Consider the following 21,825-nt stretch of genomic DNA (forward strand, 5'->3'; position numbering starts at 1 on the left):
AATATTCGGTGTTTACTATGTGTTTTTCAAGAATCCCACTGCTTTGCAAAAAGCATAGAGACAAAACAAGAGATAATGATAAAGAAAGTATTGGTAGCCAACAGAGGCGAAATAGCAGTTAGAATAATACGTTCCTGTCGCGAGATGGGAATCAGGAGTGTGGCGGTATACTCAGATGCCGACCGAAGCTCAATGCACGTCAGATACGCAGATGAGGCCTACAGACTAGGTCCGGCAGCATCAACTGAGAGTTATCTCAATATCGACAAGATCCTGGAGATAGCAAAAGCCTGTAAGACAGATGCAATCCATCCGGGTTACGGTTTCTTGTCTGAAAACTCAAAATTTGCAACCATGGTTCGGAAAGCCGGGATAATCTTTATCGGTCCATCAGCTGAAGCCATCGACGCCATGGGTGATAAGATGACAGCACGTGACCTGATGAAAAAAGCCGGTGTAACGATAGTACCTGGAACAGACCAGCTTCCTGAATCCGAAGATGAAATAAAGAAGTTGGCCAAGCAAATCGGATATCCGGTTATGCTGAAAGCCTCGGCAGGAGGTGGTGGAAAAGGTATGCGACTTGTAAAAAAAGAAAAGGAGCTAATCCCCTCACTTCTCAGGGCAAGGTCGGAAGCACGCAATGCTTTCGGCAATGAGACCGTCTATATGGAGAAGTATCTTGAGGAACCACACCATATCGAGTTTCAGATACTTGCCGACAATCACGGTAATGTGATTCACCTCTTTGAAAGAGAATGTTCGGTACAACGTCGGCACCAGAAGGTTGTAGAAGAGACCCCCTCTCCTTTTATCACTCCGGAATTGCGTGCAGCAATGGCTGAGCAAGCCATTGCCGCTGCCAGGTCGGTAAACTACTCTGGTGCAGGAACCATCGAGTTTCTTGTTGACAAGGACAGGAATTTCTATTTCCTCGAAATGAACACACGTTTGCAGGTTGAACATCCCATAACCGAACGAGTAACAGGTATAGATCTTGTTAAGGCGCAGATCAGGATAGCCAACAATGAACCGCTTTACTACAAGCAGGATGAAATTCGTCAATATGGACATGCCATCGAGACCCGCATCTATGCTGAAGATCCACAAAACAACTTCAGACCGAGTCCTGGCCTTGTCAGGCATATTTCAGAGCCCAAGGGACTGGGTGTTCGTACCGACGGTTATGTATATGAAGGTTATGAAATCCCGGTACACTACGACCCGCTTATTTCAAAACTGATAGTTTGGTCGCCAACCCGGGCCGAAGCCATAGAACGTATGAAAAGGGCTCTTTTTGAGTACAAGATAACCGGTGTCAAAACCAATATCTCATTCGTTCAGAGCATTATGGAGTCTGATACCTTTGTTAAAGGCAACTACAACACCCACTTTATTGACAACAATCTGGAAGAGTTGCTCAAGCCTGCCAATAAGTCGGAAGAGATCGAAGATATAGCCATGATCATGGCCTATCTGCACTATCAGAATGAACAGAAAAAGCGTAGGGACTTTTCTAGCAACCGTCAACAAGAGGGTGCTAATTGGAAGAACATAGGTCGTATGTTCAGATTCAATCCTTACTAATCAAAACCGTATAGAGATGAAGATGCACGTAAAATCCGGCAAGAAAGAGAAAGCCGTGAAAATAATAAATAAGGAGGGAGACCTCTTTACCGTATCTATTGGTGACAAAATATATGAATTGGATGTTGTGAAGGTTGAACAGGGAGTGTATTCAATCCTCCGCAACGGAGAAAGTATCAATATGGAGATGATCGCTGTTGACAATAGCGGTAGCTATAAAGTAAATACTCTCTACAAATCATTTGATATAGATGTGGTACCTGCCATCACCTTTGGCAAGGAAGGCAAGAGCAGAAGCAACAGTCACCAACTTATCAAGGCTCCTATGCCAGGCCGAATTGTCAAGATAAAGGTTAAAGAAGGCGACAGAGTAACCGAAGGAACTCCTCTTGTAGTATTGTCGGCTATGAAAATGGAGAATGAGCTGCGTAGTGAAGGTGATGGCATTGTTCACAAGATTTCGATAAAGGAAGACGAAGTGGTAAAAGACAACCAATTGCTCATCGACATAAAGGAGATAGACAAAACCGAGTAGTTATTAGACCGGAACCGTTTTATTTATCTATTTTTGCGCCTGCAAAAACAGGACAGGATGAAATTCGAAGATGAGATCAAAAGGCGTCGTACGTTTGCCATTATTAGTCACCCTGACGCAGGCAAGACAACCCTGACCGAAAAGCTCCTTCTTTTCGGTGGTGCAATACATGTTGCCGGAGCAGTAAAATCCAACAAGATTAAAAAGACTGCTACTTCCGACTTTATGGAAATTGAGAAGCAACGTGGTATCTCCGTTGCCACATCTGTCATGGGTTTCGATTACGACGGCTATAAGGTAAATATCCTTGATACTCCAGGACACGAAGACTTTGCTGAGGACACTTATCGTACCCTGACTGCTGTTGACAGTGTTATTATTGTAATAGATGCTGCCAAGGGTGTTGAGACGCAGACCCGCAAACTTATGGAAGTTTGCCGGATGCGTAATACGCCGGTTATTGTCTTTATCAACAAGCTCGACCGTCCAGGACGTGATCCTTTTGACCTGCTTGATGAGATTGAAAAGGAACTAAAGATTGGCGTCCGTCCCCTTGCATGGCCAATGGGTTCAGGTACCGATTTCAAGGGAGTTTACAATATCTATGAGCAAAGTCTTTATCTGTTTACACCCGGAAAGCAAAAACTTGAAGACGGTATTGAGTTCAGGGATATCAATGATCCAGAACTTATTCAACATATTGGTGACAGGGCAGCCTCTACTCTGCGTGAGGAACTTGAGATAATAGAGGGTGTATACCCTGAATTTGACCATAATGCCTATCTTGCTGGGCAACTTGCCCCAGTTTTCTTTGGCAGTGCGCTGAATAATTTTGGGGTCAGGGAGTTGCTTCATGCCTTTCTGAAACTGGCCCCGTGGCCAGGAAAGTCAGTTACTGCTGAAAGAACAGTTGATTCATTTGAGACTACATTCTCAGGATTTGTCTTTAAGATCCATGCTAATATGGATCCAAACCATCGTAACCGCCTTGCCTTTGTAAAGGTCTGCTCAGGTCATTTTGAGCGTAACACCAACTATCTGCACGTACGACTGGGCAGGCAGATGAAATTCAGCAGCCCTACTGCATTTATGGCAGATAAGAAGTCCATTATTGATGAGGCTTTTCCTGGGGATATTATTGGTATTACAGATTCAGGCAACTTCAAAATCGGGGACTCGTTGAGCGAAGGGGAGATATTAAACTTCAAGGGTCTGCCAAGTTTTTCACCCGAACTATTCCGCTATATCGAAAATGCCGACCCTATGAAATCCAAACAGCTTGCTAAAGGTATAGAACAGCTTATGGACGAAGGTGTGGCTCAGCTTTTTGTCAATCAGTTTAATGGCCGCAAGATAATTGGTACAGTTGGTTCCCTGCAATTTGAAGTAATCCAGTACAGACTTCTGCATGAATATGGCGCATCATGTCGTTATGAACCAATCAACCTGTACAAAGCTTGCTGGATCAGATCAAATGACAAGAAGGAACTGGACGAGTTCAAGAAGCGTAAGTCACAGTACATGGCAAAGGACAAAAGTGGTCGGGATGTCTTTCTTGCCGAGTCATCATATATGTTGCAGATGGCACAGGAAGGCTTTCCTAAAATCGAGTTCTTCTTTACTTCAGAGTTCTAACATAAGTATCTGCCTGCATTTGATATTGAATGGCAATTTCCTTAAATTTGGCTTAGATGAGCCTGCTTAATTAGTGTGTAATAATTAATTACAAATTGAGGGAAGCGGAATGGGAAGTAATCCTATTGAAGAGGGACTGCGCCTGACACTGGAAAAGAGGGTCGAGGACACAGATCTTGCAAGCAGACAGGGAACAGCAAGAGCTGAAGTATTATCAACCTCCAAACTAATCATGTTTATCGAAAAAGCCGTTACCAGTCTGATCTCTCCCTATCTTGAGGAAGGACAGGATACGGTTAGTTCTGAGATAAATATCAAGCACTTCAAACCTGTAGGTCTTGGTAATAAGGTACGTTGCATAGTCCATTTAAAATATGTAGAAGGCAGGAAATTATTCTTCGATATAGCTGTCTTCGACGAGAATCATGAAGAAGTTGCTATAGGAGCACATTGCAGACATATAATAAATCTGGTTGATTTTAGGGCCTCACTTAAATAGTGTTGAATGGGATTTTACGAGAGTGTTTGGTTTACCTGGGTGCTGGTACCCCTGTTTATTTTTCTTGCACGTGTATCTGATGTAACACTTGGTACACTGCGTATTGTCTTTGTATCAAAAGGCTTCAAAATGCTGGCCCCTATATTGGGTTTCTTCGAGGTCTTTATATGGTTGATAGCCATGACCAAAATAATTCAGAATCTTGATTATTGGTTTTACTATGTGGCCTATTCTGCCGGTTTTGCTACAGGAAACTATGTAGGGCTAATACTTGAGGAGAGGCTTGCACTAGGCTTTGTCAACATCAGGATAATAACAAGTGACTTTGTAGATACGCTGGTCAGCAAACTCACATCTGAAGGCTTTGGAGTCACATCAATGCCTGCAATGGGAGCACGATCAAATGTAAATATAATCAACTGTGTTTTAAGACGTAGCGACTATCCAATTGCGGCCAATATAATAAAGGAAACCAACCCGAAAGCATTCTATACCATTGAGGATGTAAGAGCTGCCAATCAGGGGGTATTCCCATCCAGAACCCTTATGAGGGGCAATGGCAACTTCCCATGGAGAAAGGCTAAATAGGCCGAACTGTTGCGTATTTTTGCCGATTTGGTTATCTTTGTTGTATAAGATCTTTGACAAGGATAAACCGCATCAGCTGTTAGAAACTGCTAAACTCAACACTAACAACATGCCGAGTAAGCTATCTGTTTCAAGGACAGGCCTCACCCTTCGGGGTTATCTTAGGATACGGAGGATCTTCGCGAAGTGGGTGCACTCAAATTCCTGTTTATAGGAGTTTATTTAGTTCCCGGCTGGTGCGGCCCAAATAAGAGAGGGTGACCCTGCGGTCACCCTCTTTCATTTTTATAAACACAGATATTGTAGATCTATTAGATATTTAAGGCATCTTGTCAACACTAGAACCCCCTTACATACTGTGGTGGGACTGCAATATTCTCGTGCAACTCGTTTGCAGCTGAAATAGCAAAATAAGGGTTCCTCAACAATTCGCGGCCAATAAATACAAAGTCGGCCTGACCACTTGCCAAAATCGTCTCAGCCTGTTTGCCGGAGGTAATCAGGCCATTCCTCTTTAACCTTATCAATTGTTTCAAATAGCATCCTTACCCGCTTACTCCTATCACCCCCATATTCATCATGTCTTTGATTGGTTAGGGGTGAAAGAAACTCATTGAGCAGATAACCGTGAGCAGAATGTAGTTCAATCATCTGAAATCCGGCCTTGTATGCCCTGCGCGCTGCATTTGCAAAGGCCTGCTGAATAGCAGGAACGGCCCCCTGTTCCTAACCCACCCATTGCACGTGTCCCATAGTGCACAAAATGCCAGTCACTGGCAAACCCGTCTACAGAAGAGTACATGCACATAGGTGACATCACTATTCTGTTTTTGAACGTAACCGATTTAATTGTAACAGGACTAAAAAGCTTTGACATATATAACCTCCGTTTTTATACCAGACTCAATCTGATAAATCATAGGTAAAGTTAACATTCCTCCGGCTCTTGTGTTCAACCACCCTATTCTTCCCAGGCAAATTCATATTTCATATATTGGAGAACAATATCGACGTGTATTCTGTTTGTGATAACACAAAATAGAGATGAAAATGAAAATCGGAATAACAGGAGCAACCGGTCAGCTAGGCCGACTGGTTGTAGATTACGCAAAAAAATCCACATCGCCCTCAAATATTGTAGCTCTTGTAAGGGATCCTGAGAAAGCAAAAGATCTCGGAGTTGAGGTAAGGGCTTTTGATTACAATAAGCCGGAAGCATTGGAGGCTCAGCTAAAAGGTATCGATCGCCTTTTGCTTATTTCAGGCAGTGAAATTGGCAAGAGGGTGCAGCAACACGAAAACGTGATCAAAGCCGCGAAAGCTACTGGAATTAAGCTGCTTGCCTATACAAGTCTGCTCCATACAGACAGCTCTCCAATATTTCTTGCAAGTGAACACTTACCAACAGAAAAAATTCTCAGAGCTTCCGGAATTACATATGCAATTTTACGCAATGGTTGGTACACTGAGAATTACACACAAAGTATAAGCCAAAATATTACAGCCGGAGCTGTATTTGGCTGTGCAGGACAAGGTAAAATCTCTGCTGCAGCAAGAAAGGACTATGCTGAGGCTGCTGCTGTAGTTTTGACAGGCGAAGGTCATGAATTCAAGATCTACGAGCTGGCAGGGGATGAGAGTTTTACTCTGTCAGATCTTGCAGCTGAGATCTCAAAGCAGACTGGCAAGAAGATAGTTTACAATAACCTGAGTGAGGCAGAATTAGTTGAAGTACTTAAAAATGCAGGATTGCCAGAACAGATGGCCGGTGCTTTTGCTTCAATTGATACACATATTGCAAATGGTGCACTGTATGACAACAGTCATCAACTGTCACAACTGATTGGCCGCAAGACGACTCCACTTTCTGCTGTGGTTAAGGAGGCCATATAGTTGATATTGACATGCATATATCAGGGATTGCAAAATCCCTGATGTTAACCTAAAGGTTTTTTAGCAGGATATTTGAAGGCAGTTCCACCTGCCTTTTATGGAAGTCGTCAAGTATAGTCCGGATCTTTCTGATATCTTCAGTTTCCTCAAAATGAAGGTCAGTGGATCCGGATTTTTCTATTTTGTCAATAACGCATGTAACTGTCATTTGATCAACATTGAATGCCGGATGATATCCTGTTTCATTCTTTTTAGTTTCATCAATAAGCACCTTTACTATCAGATCAGCATCCTCCAGTTTGCGAAGCACCTGTGAAACCAGCCTTGTCGGCAGTTTTAGATCTACTGACAGGTCTGCCATACTCGGTGGGGTCTTACCCTTCTGGAATGCATCTACAATGTACTTGACAACCAACAGGCTTACCAGACGTCTGTACTCACTACTGACATTTTCGGTGTCAGCTTCAAACTCAAAACTCTTTTCGTTCTGAATAGCATATGAAAGTTCAGCACCCAGCAATACGATTAGCCATGACCAGTTCATCCAAATAAGAAACAGAGGGAGAGCTGCAAAACTACCGTAAATAGCATTATACTTTGATACACCGATCTGAAATGTTATATACCCATATTGAAGTCCAAGGAATAAAGAACCTGCAATAATTCCTCCAAAAATAGCTGAGGAAAACTTCACCTTTGTATTAGGCATCAACATAAACATGATTGTAAATACAGCCCATGTAAGTATGTAAGGAGATGCCCATGAGATTATCGGCGTTGCAATCTTGCCAAGGTTGAAAATAGTCACAGAATTAGACAGGAAAACCATCAAACCGGAGGAAAGCACCAGAAGAACAGTAGCTACAATCACAAAAGAAATATAATCGCTAAACTTCCTGATTATTGATCGCGAATGCTTTATTCCCCATATATCATTAAAAGACTTCTCTATACTACCAAGGATCTGCATAACACTCCAAAGCAGGATTATGATACCTACTCCAGCAATCATACCACTCTTGGTGTTATCAAGATAGCTGAGTGCAAATTCTTGTATCCAGGTGGCCACTTCCTTGTGACTGGATAGGTTCTCGTTGATGATTCTTTCAAGAGTATCAACAAAACCAAACCCCTTGGCTATAGCAAATGCAAGGGCAATAACAGGAACAACAGAGAGCATCGAATAATAGGTTAAAGCGGAGGCTTTAACCTGGCAGTCATCAACTGCAAAGCGTTTCAGGGCAAGAACAAAAATACGTATCACCCTGAACAGCCAGAATTGGCGTTTAGAAGTATTATCCTTTCGGATACGCCAGATATCCTCCTCGATAAACCGGCGTAAAAAATTGATTCTGTCCTGTATCACGATCCCTCTCTTGAAAATAACAGAATAAAATAAACAGTAAGTCTATAAGCCGGATTCTGTACCGGGCAAGCCCGGTGTCTGTCATTAATCTGAGATATTAGTCACCCAATACCTTTAGCGACCTACCCTTCACGGCTGCAACATGGCACCGGGACGAGCAGCCCCGTATCCCGAAGGAAACCGTGATATACATGGTCTTGCAACCCACATGGTGTACGGCTGCCATAGTTGCCTACAGCACCGGTGGGCTCTTACCCCACCTTTTCACCCTTACCCCTTACGAGGCGGTTGTTTTCTGTTACACTACAATAGCCTTGCGACTATCTTCCCGTTAGGAAGTGTGGTGCTCTGTGTTGTCCGGACTTTCCTCCCATTGCTGAGCAACAGGCGACAGACCGACTTACTGCAAATTTATTCTATCCTATATGGAGCATATTTTTCAATGGGAACCAGAAATGCATTCTGATATCCCCTTTCTCGTACCTTCAATAATTCTGCCATAACTTCAGAACCGTCATAGTCTCCCACACAATATCTGTAGATTTTATCTGCCATATAGTACTCCACAACGGAATCAAATTCCTTAAACTCGGATACATATACAGGAAATCTGAAAGCAGCAATCTGAATTGTATATCTTTTACCGGCCACTGGAGCCTGGTTCTTGTCAACAGTAAACGATGAACCAGAGGTGTTGACAATTGATATCTTGCGGGTGTTAAGAATGAAAGCATCCTGATAACCCTTGGCTTTAAGAATATTTAGATCATCAAGAGCATCACCAAATGAAGCATAGCGACCCACTGTATAACGTACAAAGCCGTCATTACAATTATACTCATATACTTCATTAAGTTCTGCAAAAAACTCCGCATTTTGCGGTGGTTCCTTTAAGGCAACTACCTGAATTGTATAATATGGAGCACTTATCTGATCCACGGTAATAATTTGCCGTGAACTCCTCAGGTGTGCCAATTTGTCTGCATGCACCGGAGCAAGATACAGAACTGAAAGAGTTAATATCAAGAGTTCTCTTAGCTTCATCGTTAATCGATTTTAGTAATTGCCTTGATTAAAACTAACAATTTAATTAAATAGGGATGTATGCACTAATTCAAAAAGCGCCATACCACAACCTCTACCCTTCTGTTTTCAAGATGTTCCTCATCTGAGCACAACTTACCTCTACGGCATTTGTTCAGGATGTAACGCTCACCATAACCACGTGGAATGATGTTTTCATCTGGAACAGACTTCTTCAACAGGTATTCTTCAGCCTTTTCAGCAATCCTTTGAGAAATATTAAGATTATTCAGTCTGTCACCTCTGGCATCAGTATGGCCGTTAAGCTTAATTACCACATTTGGATTATCCAGCAAATATGCTGCAACCCTGTCAAGTATATTGTAACCATCCGGTGTAATATCATCTCCCACATATGGAATTACAATTCCGCTCAATTCATTAAGATCAGCCTCCTTGAATATTGGAGTAAGACTGAATCCGGTAGCGGCAATTTCATTCAGATCCATGATATTAGCAGTAAACTTCCTGGTGTTATAATCTGGTTTACTCATGGATATTTCAAATTCCTGCCCTTCCCTTCTGTATGAGTCAGGGATAGTAATAGAAAAACGACCATTTCCAGAACTAGTAGCTCTTCCCACAACAGTACCAGTAAATGCATCAGCAAGGACAATATTTACATCACCAAGAGCTGTGCCATTGAATGTACTAATCACCTGACCTGCAAGAGAAGACGGGAAAATAGACAAATCTATTTTCGGCTCTTCTACAACAGGCTTTGTCTCAACAACTTCTATAACGGGATCTGGCTTTTGGACCGGTTCAACCACTTCTACTTCAACAACCTCTGGTTCAGGTTCCGGTTCAGGTACAACAACCTGGGGTTCCTCATCAAGGTATTGAACATAGAAGATATAGTCTTCACCTTCGGCACCAAGCCTGTTTGTTGAGATAAAACCCTTTTGTGGATCTTTGGGATTTATAACATACCCAAAATCATCCTTTTCAGAGTTGAACGGTCTAAGCATATTTTGGACATTACTCCAAATTCCACCTTCAAAAGTAGCTTTAAACAGGTCCAATCCACCAAAACCCGGGTGACCATCGCTTGCAAAATACAAAACATTGTCTTTGCTTATAAAAGGATAACGCTCATCCCCAAAGGTATTAACCCTGGGTCCAAGGTTGCTTGGTGAACCATAGGTTCTGTTTGGTTTACGTTCCACCCTCCAAATATCAGTACGTCCGTATCCATTAGGTCTGTTGGATGAAAAATATAAGTACTTATCATCCGGAGAAACTGCCGGATAAGCATTATCAAAATCATCAGAGTTGAAAGGCACCTCCCTTTCATTTATCCAATCCTTACCATCCCACACAACAGAATATATCTTAACCCTTGAATCTCCTCCTTTAATTCTGACTGTCTTTGTATAATACATTGTCTTGTAGTCAGATGTAAAGGAAATTGCTCCAATGTGATATGGAAACAACAGGTTTTTAGAGAATAACTTAGTACTTGTTATCTGGTCATTTGCCATCTCAGAATAGTACAAACTAAGGAAGCTCTTTCCTTGCTTATCCTTATTCTTGGAATCGGCAGAAGAAGCAGAGGAATAAACAATACCATCACCATAGTACTGAACACCGAAGGATTGTCCGTATGTGTTAATACTGGACGGGTTAACACGTACATTTGTTAGATATACGTCATTTTCCAAAGCCCATTCGCAGGAAGCTATCAACTCATCAATCTGCGATTGCAAACCCGGATTTTGAGGTCGTGCACGCTGGTAACGCTCAATCGCACCATCATAGAATCCAAATCGGTGAACAACTGCTGCATATACAAACAAATCATAGCCAGACAACTGATGGCCCTCCTCCTCAAGTTCCAGGAAGATGGTGAGGGCTTCATCAATGTTATTAAGTTGATAATAACAATGAGCTATCCTGATCCTATCCTCTACGTCAAACTTATAATCATTATCCATTAATGATTTGTAATATTGAAGCGCTTCATAATACTCACCACGTTCAAACTGACTAATTGCGCGACGCAAAGCACTTTGTCCCGAAAGATTCATCGGGGCAATCAATAGAGTGAACAGTAGTAGTAAGTGTAAGGCTAGTCTCATGAGATCCTTTTTTTAGATTAAAAATAACGAATTGATCGCATTCCGGGTCGCTTATTGAATGTAAAATCAAACTGCAGGCCAATTTCATGTGAACCGGCCTTAGCATATCGACTTATCGGAGAGAATGAGTAATCGAAAGAATACCTAACTGTAAACTGTCTGTTTATAATATATTCAAGCAGCAATACAGCCTCTGAAACAGTACGGTACGACATTCCGATCCAGAACTGTTCTGCAAGCAGAACATTCACAGATGCATCAAACTGCATAGGAGCACCATATACCTGTTTCATGAGTAAAGTAGGTTTTACCTTAACAGGATACCAGTCAAAGATATAACCTCCATACAGGTACATATGCATATTCTTGAAATCAATTGTATTCTTAAACCCCTCAGACCCTTCATCAAACTGATTTGTAAAGAACTTCGGTATAGAAAAGCCCACAAAATACATATCCGAATACAAATATGTACCAAAACCAAAATTGAAGTTCAGCTTTGACTCTTTACCCTCAAACACCGGATCACTATATTCACCAGTTACAGCCTTAGTTCCATCATATACTAATGAACTAAAACCAGCCTGTAACCCAAATGAAAGGAATTTCTCATCCCTGTCAAGTCTAATCTTATATGACCCGGCAGCAAATAGGTCAAGGGTATTGGAAAACCCAACATGATCATTTACAATCGAAAGTCCCAGACCTACATCAGTATCCTCAATGGCACCATGTACATTAAGTGCCTGATTCATAGGAGCACCATCAAAACCAATCCACTGGCTTCTATGTATCAAAAGGCCACTTATTACATCCCGTGTTCCATTATAGGCAGGGTTAAGTAACCCCTGGTTAGCAATATAGTGATTGAACCGGTACTGATCCTGTCCAAACAAACACTGCCCACCGATCAATAGTAAAGCACCTATGGAAACTAAAATTTTTCTTACCATAACATAGGGTCTAGCTAACACCGGAGGTGCTACACACCTCCGTATATCAGGTTTTTTTGTATTCTCAATCAATTTCACCTTACATTAACGTCTCAGTTCAACGTAACCTGTGTAGGTTCGCTCTTCAAGCTTACCTTCAATATTCTTGGATACTTTGAATATGTAGAAGTAAACTCCATTGGGCAATTCCTTGCCTATTGATACCATGGCACCAACATTTGAGCGTCCATCCCAGCTATTATCATACTGCTTGCCATTACTACGATAGACTATAGTACCCCATCTGTTGTATACTTCAAGTGATGACTCTGCAGTGACTCCTAGTCCACTTATTACAAACCTGTCATTTATACCGTCTCCATTGGGTGAGAATGCATTGGGAAGCAGGAATGAACGTTCTTCGTCAAAGTCTTTATTACCAACCATCACTATTATCTTTCCGGTTGCCATGCGACCAACGACATCGACATTCTCAATCACATAGGTAAGAGAATCCTTACCATAGAAGCTAGGTAACTTGCGGTAAGTCAAAAATCCAGTAATCTCATTAATATCCGCATCTACTATACCTTCTTCATCGACCAGACTAAACCTTATATTTCCTGTTTCCCCGGTAATATCGAGTCCAGGTAAGAAGTAATCAGCGTCATTTAATCCAAGGTCAATAACACCTACAAGATCACCAGGACCCAGGTATAGAGTATCGGCCACTGCAACCAGCTGTGATTGGTAGATCACAGCTGTTCCATCCATAAGGGCTTCACAACCTGCAGGACTAACAGCCAACACATGGTAATCACCCGGATTATTTACAGGACCAAAGTTTAGTAAATTACCATCTCCTACAAGCGGAGTCCTGTCGAAATCAATCTGTCCGTTGCGCATTATGAAATACCATACGCCTTCATCTGAGCCAGACAGTGTTATTTCATGAACATTTACAGGACCACCACTGCTAATCATATACTGATTTGGAGCAGAATTTTCAACAACAGTAAACTCACCACCATCAATTGCAAAGTGTTCGTTGGATCCCATAACTGTTATTGTATATCTTGTACCTCTCTTCGTTCCCTTTATAGGATTACCGAAAGCAACTGATCCTCCGTTACCCTTTATTATCTGAATAGGAACATCCTCATTGCCTACTTCAACCAGCTCATAATAGACACCGTCAGTAGTACCATGTACAGTGAGAATAATACCATCACCATCAGAGCAGTATTCAAGAGCATCTATATCAATAAAATATTTGCCTACAGGTTGCTCACATTCATTAAGGTTGATTTCAAACAAAGCAGACATTGCTTTACACTGTCCTTCGTCACTGACAGCAACAACTGTGAAGAAAGTACTTCCAAGTGGCAATAATGACAGATCCCATTCTATAGCTTCGCCAGTGCCTGAAATAGTGTCAGTTCCCGCTAATCCATCAGTCAAATCACCATACTCAACCAGATAATAGTTTACACCAGTCTCACTAGTCTCAATGGCAACTACTGCATCATACTGACAATATGAGTTATATGTGGTAATTACTGGTTTAACAGGTGTAATCCATGTAGCTTCAACCTCATAAGCAGGTTCGACTACTACCTCACAGGCACCATCATAAGATGCAACTACTGCATATATTCCGGCCTTAATACCTGTAAACTCTATTGAGGCCCCATCAGCAGCAGAAATACGACTATCAATAACTGCTCCCTCACGGATGAGAGTGTATATTACATCCTGCTGAGTATTAGAGATTACCAGTTCAGTTCCATCTTCTGAACAGAACTCAGCAGTATGTGCAATAGTCACGCTACCAGCATCTATCACACTGTTCTCAGTAATATGCAGTATCTCATTCATGCTAGAAGTACAGCCTTCTGGACTTGTTGCAATAACACTGAAAGAACCTTCAGTTGCAATGCCGGTAAACACAAGTTCTCCACCATCTCCAATCTTAGTAGCAACAAAAGCTTTTGGACCATCAGGTGTGTTACTTCTGAACAAGCTATAGCTTACACCAGCTTCAGTTGTCTTCAGGCTTATTTCAACATTACTTCCGGCACAGAATACATTATGAGAAGCAACCAGTGTATAGGACTCAGGCAGTTTATGGAACATAAGGTTAAATTCTCCAAGCATAGTTTGCCTGCAGGCTTCGGTTTTATTTTCAGCCTCAATAATATATTCACCTTCATCAATCAGGTTGGTCCAAACCAAAGCACTATCAGTACCAAGCTTACCTGGATGTGCCAGACCTGTAGTTGTATTAATCAAGGTATAGGTAACACCTACATCACTATGATCAAGATAGATAGTAGCACCTCCATCTCCTTCACAAAGATCGGAGTCACCAAGAATGCTATATCTAGCTATAGCACCTGGAACATCAACATCAATTGATCCGGCAAATACAGCCTGACATCCGTCAAGGTTTGCATATACGAAGTATGTAGCATCCTTATCAACTACAGGTTGAAAGCTGATCGAAGCCTCGCCATTTTCTGCACTAACCACATTACCAGTAGATACATGATCACCAGCAGTATTTATACGATAGAGTTCGTAAATAACTCCAAATTGAGGATCATTAACATTGATCACTAATCCACTTGAGCAATCTGTTCCTGTACCTGCTTCAACCTCAATAGTAACGCCAGTTACATCAGGCAATGGTTTTTCAGTAACACTAATGTTACCATCCATTTTAACCTTACAGACATTATGGTCAGTTATAAGTGAAGCCCATACTGAGTATTCACCCTCAATAGTACCTGTAAAGGCAATAGGTGCTCCGGTACCCATCACTGTAATTCCCAAAGGCGTTCCATCCAGGTAAAGCTCATACTCTACACCGGCCTCCGACCCTGATAATGTAAATTCCGGATTTGATCCCTCGCAGAAACCTACATCACCCGTAAATGTGAATACCTCAGGAGTATCATCAATATGTATAGTAATCTTTCCTATTTCAGTCTCACATCCTGCACCACTGGCACCGATAACTATATATTCTCCGGCCTCATCGTACTTGCCAAAAGATAACGGCAATACAGGATTATCACCTCCAATAATCTTTGGACTTACAGCTGCACCATTGAAGAACAGTTGATATTCAACACCTGCTTCTTGTCCTGTCATCCTAATTTCAACACCGTCAGTCTCTGTACAGAAATATCCATCATTATCAGCCTCAAGAGCAAATGCTTGTGGGAGCTGGTTAATTACAACAGTAACCTCACCTTGCATTGTCATTCCGCAACCAGTACCTTCTGATGCCACAACTCTGTAAATTCCTTCATCGAATACTGCAGGGAATACCAGTTGCTCACCAGTTCCAGTCATTATGGTTCCGGTTTGAACATCATAAAGGTATAGTTCATAGTTAATTCCCACAGTTGATCCGTCAAGAGTAAGAACAACACCATCGCCATCTTCACAATATTCGCCACTGATAGGATCAGAAGTCAACAGATATTCACCTGAGAAAGGTACTGTCTCAACTGTCAGTACTCCATTCATTATGGAGGTACAACCAGCTGCATTTACTGCCATTATAGTATAATCACCTGTAGTATTAACACTGCCAAAGTGATATGAGGCACCAGTACCATATTGCGGCTCACTAAATACCGAACCATTCAGCAACAGATAGTATGTTACATCAATTTCTGTATTGGTGACTGTTATATCAATAGGACAATCTTCCGTTGTTCCTGCAGGATTCATATCAAACACTGCAGGTACGAGGTTCCTTACCACAACTGCCGAATTATCAGATTCTATAGTAAGAGTATTGCCTCCTAGATTCTTGAATGCCTTGACAATATATTCACCTTCAGGAATATCGTTCCAACCAAATTGTCCATTTTCTACACTGCCATCACCCATTCCTTTAAATGGAGTAGCTAGCTCATTTACATCATACAATTCGTAAACTACACCAATATCTTCATAAGTGGAAAGATATAATCTTACTCCTGGAACGTCAGAGCAGTATTCTGAATACTCAGGAAGAACTTCAAAAGCATTTGGATATGGAACGGTTGTTATAACAACATCATCGCTCTCATCAGTACATCCAAAAGCATTCCTGGCTATCACAGACAGCTTATCCCCATCTGTCAAACCTGTAAGTTCAATTGAAGTATCTGTTGTCCATCCATTTATATCCCCATCCCATGGTAGCCCGTTTACCAGATACAAGTATTCATCTCCTCCACCAGCAACCACTGTAACATCATCACCTTCCCCAATTTGATTTGATGGTAATACAATGATAGTAGCAATTGGCAACTCATGAACAGTAATAGTAATTTCAGATGAAGCATTGTTACACATATTGCCATCACTGACAACTACATATACACGGTCACCATCTTCAAAGTCAGATGCAGAAAGTTGATTATCAGCACCGCTTTGGAGTTGGGTTTCCTCACCACCTCTGATACGGTAGAATGTGTAGTTTACCAGACCTGTACCAGTTGCCTCGAATGTAACTAACTCACCCTTACATATCTCGTCTTTGTCAGAATCAAGTACTACTGTCGGAACTGGATTAACAGAAATAGTCAACGTTGAAGATATAGCTTCACATCCAAATTCATTGATCACAACTACATAGAATTCATCTGCATCCTGAGGATCGGTAATCTCCAGAGGATTAACTGTAGAAAGTCCTAATGATACACCGTTACGGAAGAACTCATACTGAGCACCATTGTTTGCTGTAAGTACAAGAGTCTCATTTACACAAAGCTCTTCTTTATTGGCTGTTAATGTGGCAACTGGTGTATTTACAGTTACAGCAAGTTGTGCAGTAGAGCTACAACCATTAGCACCCTCTCCTACTACGATTATTATATCTCCAGAGTTCAAGTCACTTGAGGAATATGTATTTGCAGCATCAGGACCTTGAACCGGAGTACCAGAAATGTCATTAATGTAGAAAGCATAGCTTGTTGCTGTACCAGTTGCAGTGAAGACTATTTCTTCACCAAGACAAACCACATTGTCAGTCTTGTCACTACTAAGCTCTACAACAGGCAATTCACGTACAGTAATAGTTGTCTCTGCACTTTCAACAATACATGAACCAAGGGTAATAGCAGCCTTAACTATATCTCCTTCTTCAAATAGAGCTGAAACATAAGTGTTTTCAGCGCCATCCTGGACAACGTTACCATTTACCATAAATACATACCTGGTATATCCGGGTGTTGCAGTTACAGTAATCTCTTCACCTTCACAAATATTCTCGGAGCTAAAGGTTAAGTCAGCACTTGGTGTGGTTTTTACCTCAAGCTCAAGACTTTCTGTATCTTCACAACCATTTGCATCTACTACAGTTACGTCTATTCTATACCAACCAACTGTTAGTGTTGCAGGTATCTCATATGTATCCTCAACACCAGCCTTTGTATCAATCAAGGTGTTGGTTGGAAGACTAAACAATTCAAAAGAGTAAGACTCGCCACCTGTTGCCTGATAGGTTTCTACAGTTCCTTCACACACTTCTGTGGCGCCAATAAGGGTAGCTGTAGCTTCGGTTACAACTACATCTATTTCAGCAGGATCACTTACACATGATACACCACCTTCAGTATCTATTACAACTACACTGTAGGTACCGGCATCGGTACTTTGAGCATTTGTTATTGTATATGTCGCTCCCGTGGCACCTGTTATAGTTTCTCCATCCTTTGACCAACTGTAAACATAATTACCGCTTCCTCCTGCACCTGTAGCTGTCAGAGTAAGATCGTTGCCAACACAAACCTGATTGGTCGGAGGATTACTGCTGTTGACTGTTACTGTAGGTTGCTCATTTACTGTAAGTGTGGCTGGTGCATCGATCGTTGCTGAACAGTTGGCATCACTTATACTCTTCAATGTGTAGCTTAAATCTGTTGTGGCCGTAACAGGCAGAGTGTAAACTGTTCCTGCAACACTACCTGTGTTAATATCTTCAGTACCATTATTAAATAGAGCTGACCATGCTGGTGTGCCTGTTGTCAGGGTAATTATCAGATTGGAACTTCCTCCTTCACAGATAACTGCTGGATCAAATGCTATTGTAGCAGCCGGTGTCGGATATACTGTGAATGAATAATCTGCCTCTGCTTCACAGCCATTTGCATCAACTACCAATACGTTAAGAGTGTAGTCTCCCGCTGGTAGTGTTGCACTTGTGGTATAGGTATTACCTACTACACTTACCGGTCCATCTACTATAGCAGCACCCTGGTACAACGTGAAGGTATAGTTGACTCCACCACCTGCTGTGTAATCTTCTGTAGCTCCATAACAGAAAGAAGCTGCGCCAATAAGGGTAGCTGTAGCTTCGGTTACAACTACATCTATTTCAGCAGGATCACTTACGCATGATACACCACCTTCAGTATCTATTACAACTACACTGTAGGTACCGGCATCGGTACTTTGAGCATTTGTTATTGTATATGTCGCTCCCGTGGCACCTGTTATAGTTTCTCCATCCTTTGACCAACTGTAAACATAATTACCACTTCCTCCTGCACCTGTAGCTGTCAGAGTAAGATCGTTGCCAACACAAACCTGATTGGTCGGAGGATTACTGCTGTTGACTGTTACTGTAGGTTGCTCATTTACTGTAAGTGTGGCTGGTGCATCGATCGTTGCTGAACAGTTGGCATCACTTATACTCTTCAATGTGTAGCTTAAATCTGTTGTGGCCGTAACAGGCAGAGTGTAAACTGTTCCTGCAACACTACCTGTGTTAATATCTTCAGTACCATTATTAAATAGAGCTGACCATGCTGGTGTGCCTGTTGTCAGGGTAATTATCAGATTGGAACTTCCTCCTTCACAGATAACTGCTGGATCAAATGCTATTGTAGCAGCCGGTGTCGGATATACTGTGAATGAATAATCTGCCTCTGCTTCACAGCCATTTGCATCAACTACCAATACGTTAAGAGTGTAGTCTCCCGCTGGTAGTGTTGCACTTGTGGTATAGGTATTACCTACTACACTTACCGGTCCATCTACTATAGCAGCACCCTGGTACAACGTGAAGGTATAGTTGACTCCACCACCTGCTGTGTAATCTTCTGTAGCTCCATAACAGAAAGAAGCTGCGCCAATAAGGGTAGCTGTAGCTTCGGTTACAACTACATCTATTTCAGCAGGATCACTTACGCATGATACACCACCTTCAGTATCTATTACAACTACACTGTAGGTACCGGCATCGGTACTTTGAGCATTTGTTATTGTATATGTCGCTCCCGTGGCACCTGTTATAGTTTCTCCATCCTTTGACCAACTGTAAACATAATTACCACTTCCTCCTGCACCTGTAGCTGTCAGAGTAAGATCGTTGCCAACACAAACCTGATTGGTCGGAGGATTACTGCTGTTGACTGTTACTGTAGGTTGCTCATTTACTGTAAGTGTGGCTGGTGCATCGATCGTTGCTGAACAGTTGGCATCACTTATACTCTTCAATGTGTAGCTTAAATCTGTTGTGGCCGTAACAGGCAGAGTGTAAACTGTTCCTGCAACACTACCTGTGTTAATATCTTCAGTACCATTATTAAATAGAGCTGACCATGCTGGTGTGCCTGTTGTCAGGGTAATTATCAGATTGGAACTTCCTCCTTCACAGATAACTGCTGGATCAAATGCTATTGTAGCAGCCGGTGTCGGATATACTGTGAATGAATAATCTGCCTCTGCTTCACAGCCATTTGCATCAACTACCAATACGTTAAGAGTGTAGTCTCCCGCTGGTAGTGTTGCACTTGTGGTATAGGTATTACCTACTACACTTACCGGTCCATCTACTATAGCAGCACCCTGGTACAACGTGAAGGTATAGTTGACTCCACCACCTGCTGTGTAAACTTCTGTAGCTCCATAACAGAAAGAAGCTGCGCCTATTAGGCTTGGAGTTGGAAGAGAATTGACGACAACAGTAGTAGTAAGTTGTGTGCTTGAACAACCATTAGCATCGGAGACAGTAAGAGTGTAATCTCCGGCATGTAAAAGCGTTACAGGGTTGATGACAGGGTTTTGGACATTAGAAGTAATGCCATTAGGACCAGTCCATGAATAAGTAAATGGAGCAGTACCAGTAACATCAGATGCTGTAAGTTGTAGAGAACCGCTAACGCATACCGGTCCATTATTTGAAACAGTAGCGCTTGGACGAGGATTTACAGTAATATTTATTGCAGCAGTTGAAGTACCACAACCATTGGCATCAGTAACGACAACTTCATAAAGACCTGCATCGGAAACAGATGCAGCAGGAATGTTTATTGTAGCTGTACTAGCTGCAATAGGATTGCCGTCTTTAGTCCAAGCATAAGTATAAGGGCCGGTTCCACCAGTTACTGTTACAGAAAAATTAAGAAGATCATCAGCACAGACTTCGAAGTCGTCTGGTAATATAGCTGTTGGATTAGTATTAACTGCGATACTATAGTTTGCACTAGCTTCACAACCATCAGCACTTCTAACTGTAAGTTTATATGTACCGTGATGTAACGCTCTGACTGCAGCAGGAATAATAGGATTCTGTTGATTTACAATAGTTCCATCAGGATATTCCCATGTATATGAGGCCATTCCTGCAGGTCCACCTATTAGCTGTATAGGATCACCTTCACAGTAGGAAGTTTTATCGCTTGACGGGGTAGGGACAGGAATCGGATTTACAACAACATTGGCAGATCCATTCATGGGTTTAACACAGATTCCATCACCCCCAGGATTTGAAGCTTCAACTGTGTACAGACCAGAAACTGTTACATTAAAAGTAATAGGATTTCCTATTCCTGTAATAGCAAAGCCAATCGGCACTCCGTCACGATAAAGCTGGTACTTCATACCTGCTTCACTACCATTTAGTGTCAAAGTAGTGCTTGCGCCGTTACATATCTCAATATCCGACCCGAAATCAAAGACCGTTGGTGTCTTATGTACAAAGGCAAAATCATAACCAGAGCCCACTATCGGATATGGGATATATGAAGCCCTAATAACGTAAGTAAAAAATATCTCAGAACTAAAATAAGGTTCAGTAACACGATCAGGGTAAAACCTCAACACTCTGTCTTTACCAGTTCCAACATAATCAGCCCATTCCGGATGAAACTCTTCACCTCCAACATATGTAGTAATATCCCATTCTATTGAGAAAGCATCATCTGGTATAACAGGAGGAACAAGATCAATATAGTTAGCATCTGAACATATGTCCTCAGGCAGATCTAAGATGGTTCCTTCTCCCCCTTTGAGAACTGCACCTTGCTCCATCAACCTTTGCTCAATATGCTCAATAATCTCACGTTTAGACCATTCCTGGGCATATGTATCCTGAATAAAGCTTCTGAAAGGAAGAAAAGCCAGAAGAAAGACTATAAATATTCTAAGTGTATGTGTTCTAACCATAACCTAAGTATTAGGGTGCTATATTCGAACAGCTCAATCTAATTTTGCAAAAATAGTTTAATTCATAAGCTTTCAAGGCTTTTTTGCCTGGAAATAAGTATCCGGGCCCGATTCCCGGACTAAGATCATATAGAATGAACTACCTGATGTTTACGCCATTACTTAAAATATGT

At 41.8% G+C, this 21,825-nt stretch carries 13 protein-coding genes and 1 other RNA gene; 6 read left to right on the top strand and 8 right to left on the bottom strand.

Translation table 11 applies throughout. The annotated features are described in order from the left end of the window. Nucleotides 1–75 precede the first annotated feature (75 nt). The 5 genes from accC (at nt 76) to M9189_RS07475 (ending at nt 4,844) form a co-directional block, all read left to right on the top strand. Nucleotides 76–1,587 (top strand): acetyl-CoA carboxylase biotin carboxylase subunit, encoded by a 1,512-nt coding sequence (gene accC / locus M9189_RS07455; protein ID WP_250722059.1) that lies wholly within the window; start codon nt 76–78, stop codon nt 1,585–1,587. A 16-nt stretch (nt 1,588–1,603) separates the two neighbouring features. Beyond that, nucleotides 1,604–2,122 (top strand): acyl-CoA carboxylase biotin carboxyl carrier protein subunit, encoded by a 519-nt coding sequence (locus M9189_RS07460; protein WP_250722060.1) that lies wholly within the window; start codon nt 1,604–1,606, stop codon nt 2,120–2,122. A 57-nt stretch (nt 2,123–2,179) separates the two neighbouring features. Then, nucleotides 2,180–3,757, top strand: a complete 1,578-nt coding sequence (locus M9189_RS07465) for a peptide chain release factor 3 (RefSeq protein WP_250722061.1) — start codon at nt 2,180–2,182, stop codon at nt 3,755–3,757. 109 nt (nt 3,758–3,866) lie between these two features. Further along, nucleotides 3,867–4,256, top strand: coding sequence for a thioesterase family protein (locus M9189_RS07470; RefSeq protein ID WP_250722062.1), 390 nt, complete (start codon nt 3,867–3,869; stop codon nt 4,254–4,256). Between the two features lie 6 nt (nt 4,257–4,262). Continuing rightward, a complete protein-coding gene (locus tag M9189_RS07475) occupies nt 4,263–4,844 on the top strand; it encodes a DUF2179 domain-containing protein (RefSeq protein WP_250722063.1) in 582 nt (193 codons plus the stop codon). A gap of 477 nt (nt 4,845–5,321) precedes the next feature. Here the strand turns inward: M9189_RS07475 and M9189_RS07480 are convergent, their stop codons facing one another. Both M9189_RS07480 and M9189_RS12970 read right to left on the bottom strand, forming a co-directional pair. Further along, complete coding sequence (locus M9189_RS07480; protein ID WP_256469262.1) at nt 5,322–5,549, bottom strand: oxidoreductase; 228 nt, start codon at nt 5,547–5,549, stop codon at nt 5,322–5,324. Next, nucleotides 5,488–5,721: an oxidoreductase gene (locus tag M9189_RS12970; RefSeq protein ID WP_419184182.1), complete on the bottom strand. Its 234-nt coding sequence runs from the start codon at nt 5,719–5,721 to the stop codon at nt 5,488–5,490. Before M9189_RS12970 ends, M9189_RS07480 begins: the two co-directional genes overlap by 62 nt. A 173-nt stretch (nt 5,722–5,894) precedes the next feature. On the opposite strand from M9189_RS12970, the gene M9189_RS07485 reads away from it, so the two are divergent. Continuing rightward, nucleotides 5,895–6,737, top strand: coding sequence for an SDR family oxidoreductase (locus tag M9189_RS07485; protein WP_250722065.1), 843 nt, complete (start codon nt 5,895–5,897; stop codon nt 6,735–6,737). Nucleotides 6,738–6,786: 49 nt separating this feature from the next. Here M9189_RS07485 and M9189_RS07490 read toward each other — a convergent pair whose 3' ends face one another. The 6 genes from M9189_RS07490 to M9189_RS07515 all read right to left on the bottom strand — a co-directional run bounded on the left by M9189_RS07490 (nt 6,787) and on the right by M9189_RS07515 (nt 21,652). Beyond that, nucleotides 6,787–8,103 (bottom strand): YihY/virulence factor BrkB family protein, encoded by a 1,317-nt coding sequence (locus tag M9189_RS07490; protein ID WP_250722066.1) that lies wholly within the window; start codon nt 8,101–8,103, stop codon nt 6,787–6,789. Nucleotides 8,104–8,132: 29 nt separating this feature from the next. Next, nucleotides 8,133–8,510: RNase P RNA component class A (gene rnpB, locus M9189_RS07495), an RNA gene on the bottom strand. A gap of 4 nt (nt 8,511–8,514) precedes the next feature. Next, nucleotides 8,515–9,147, bottom strand: a complete 633-nt coding sequence (locus M9189_RS07500; protein WP_250722067.1) for an SPOR domain-containing protein — start codon at nt 9,145–9,147, stop codon at nt 8,515–8,517. Nucleotides 9,148–9,212: 65 nt separating this feature from the next. After that, entirely contained in the window at nt 9,213–11,267 is a 2,055-nt protein-coding gene (locus tag M9189_RS07505) for an OmpA family protein (RefSeq protein ID WP_250722068.1), read from the bottom strand. Nucleotides 11,268–11,284: 17 nt separating this feature from the next. Further along, entirely contained in the window at nt 11,285–12,220 is a 936-nt protein-coding gene (locus tag M9189_RS07510; RefSeq protein WP_250722069.1) for a PorP/SprF family type IX secretion system membrane protein, read from the bottom strand. 84 nt (nt 12,221–12,304) lie between these two features. Further along, entirely contained in the window at nt 12,305–21,652 is a 9,348-nt protein-coding gene (locus M9189_RS07515; protein WP_250722070.1) for an immunoglobulin domain-containing protein, read from the bottom strand. Nucleotides 21,653–21,825: the final 173 nt, after the last annotated feature.

The sequence above is a fragment of the Xiashengella succiniciproducens genome, from assembly GCF_023674465.1.
GTDB classification, from domain to species: Bacteria; Bacteroidota; Bacteroidia; order Bacteroidales; family Marinilabiliaceae; genus Geofilum; species Geofilum succiniciproducens.

Excerpts from the sequence above, each read along its gene's own strand:
- accC (WP_250722059.1), top strand. The coding sequence starts at position 76 with ATGATAAAGAAAGTATTGGTAGCCAACAGAGGCGAAATAGCAGTTAGA.
- M9189_RS07460 (WP_250722060.1), top strand. The coding sequence starts at position 1,604 with ATGAAGATGCACGTAAAATCCGGCAAGAAAGAGAAAGCCGTGAAAATA.
- M9189_RS07465 (WP_250722061.1), top strand. The coding sequence starts at position 2,180 with ATGAAATTCGAAGATGAGATCAAAAGGCGTCGTACGTTTGCCATTATT.
- M9189_RS07470 (WP_250722062.1), top strand. The coding sequence starts at position 3,867 with ATGGGAAGTAATCCTATTGAAGAGGGACTGCGCCTGACACTGGAAAAG.
- M9189_RS07475 (WP_250722063.1), top strand. The coding sequence starts at position 4,263 with ATGGGATTTTACGAGAGTGTTTGGTTTACCTGGGTGCTGGTACCCCTG.
- M9189_RS12970 (WP_419184182.1), bottom strand. The coding sequence starts at position 5,721 with ATGTCAAAGCTTTTTAGTCCTGTTACAATTAAATCGGTTACGTTCAAA.
- M9189_RS07485 (WP_250722065.1), top strand. The coding sequence starts at position 5,895 with ATGAAAATCGGAATAACAGGAGCAACCGGTCAGCTAGGCCGACTGGTT.
- M9189_RS07500 (WP_250722067.1), bottom strand. The coding sequence starts at position 9,147 with ATGAAGCTAAGAGAACTCTTGATATTAACTCTTTCAGTTCTGTATCTT.
- M9189_RS07505 (WP_250722068.1), bottom strand. The coding sequence starts at position 11,267 with ATGAGACTAGCCTTACACTTACTACTACTGTTCACTCTATTGATTGCC.
- M9189_RS07510 (WP_250722069.1), bottom strand. The coding sequence starts at position 12,220 with ATGGTAAGAAAAATTTTAGTTTCCATAGGTGCTTTACTATTGATCGGT.
- M9189_RS07515 (WP_250722070.1), bottom strand. The coding sequence starts at position 21,652 with ATGGTTAGAACACATACACTTAGAATATTTATAGTCTTTCTTCTGGCT.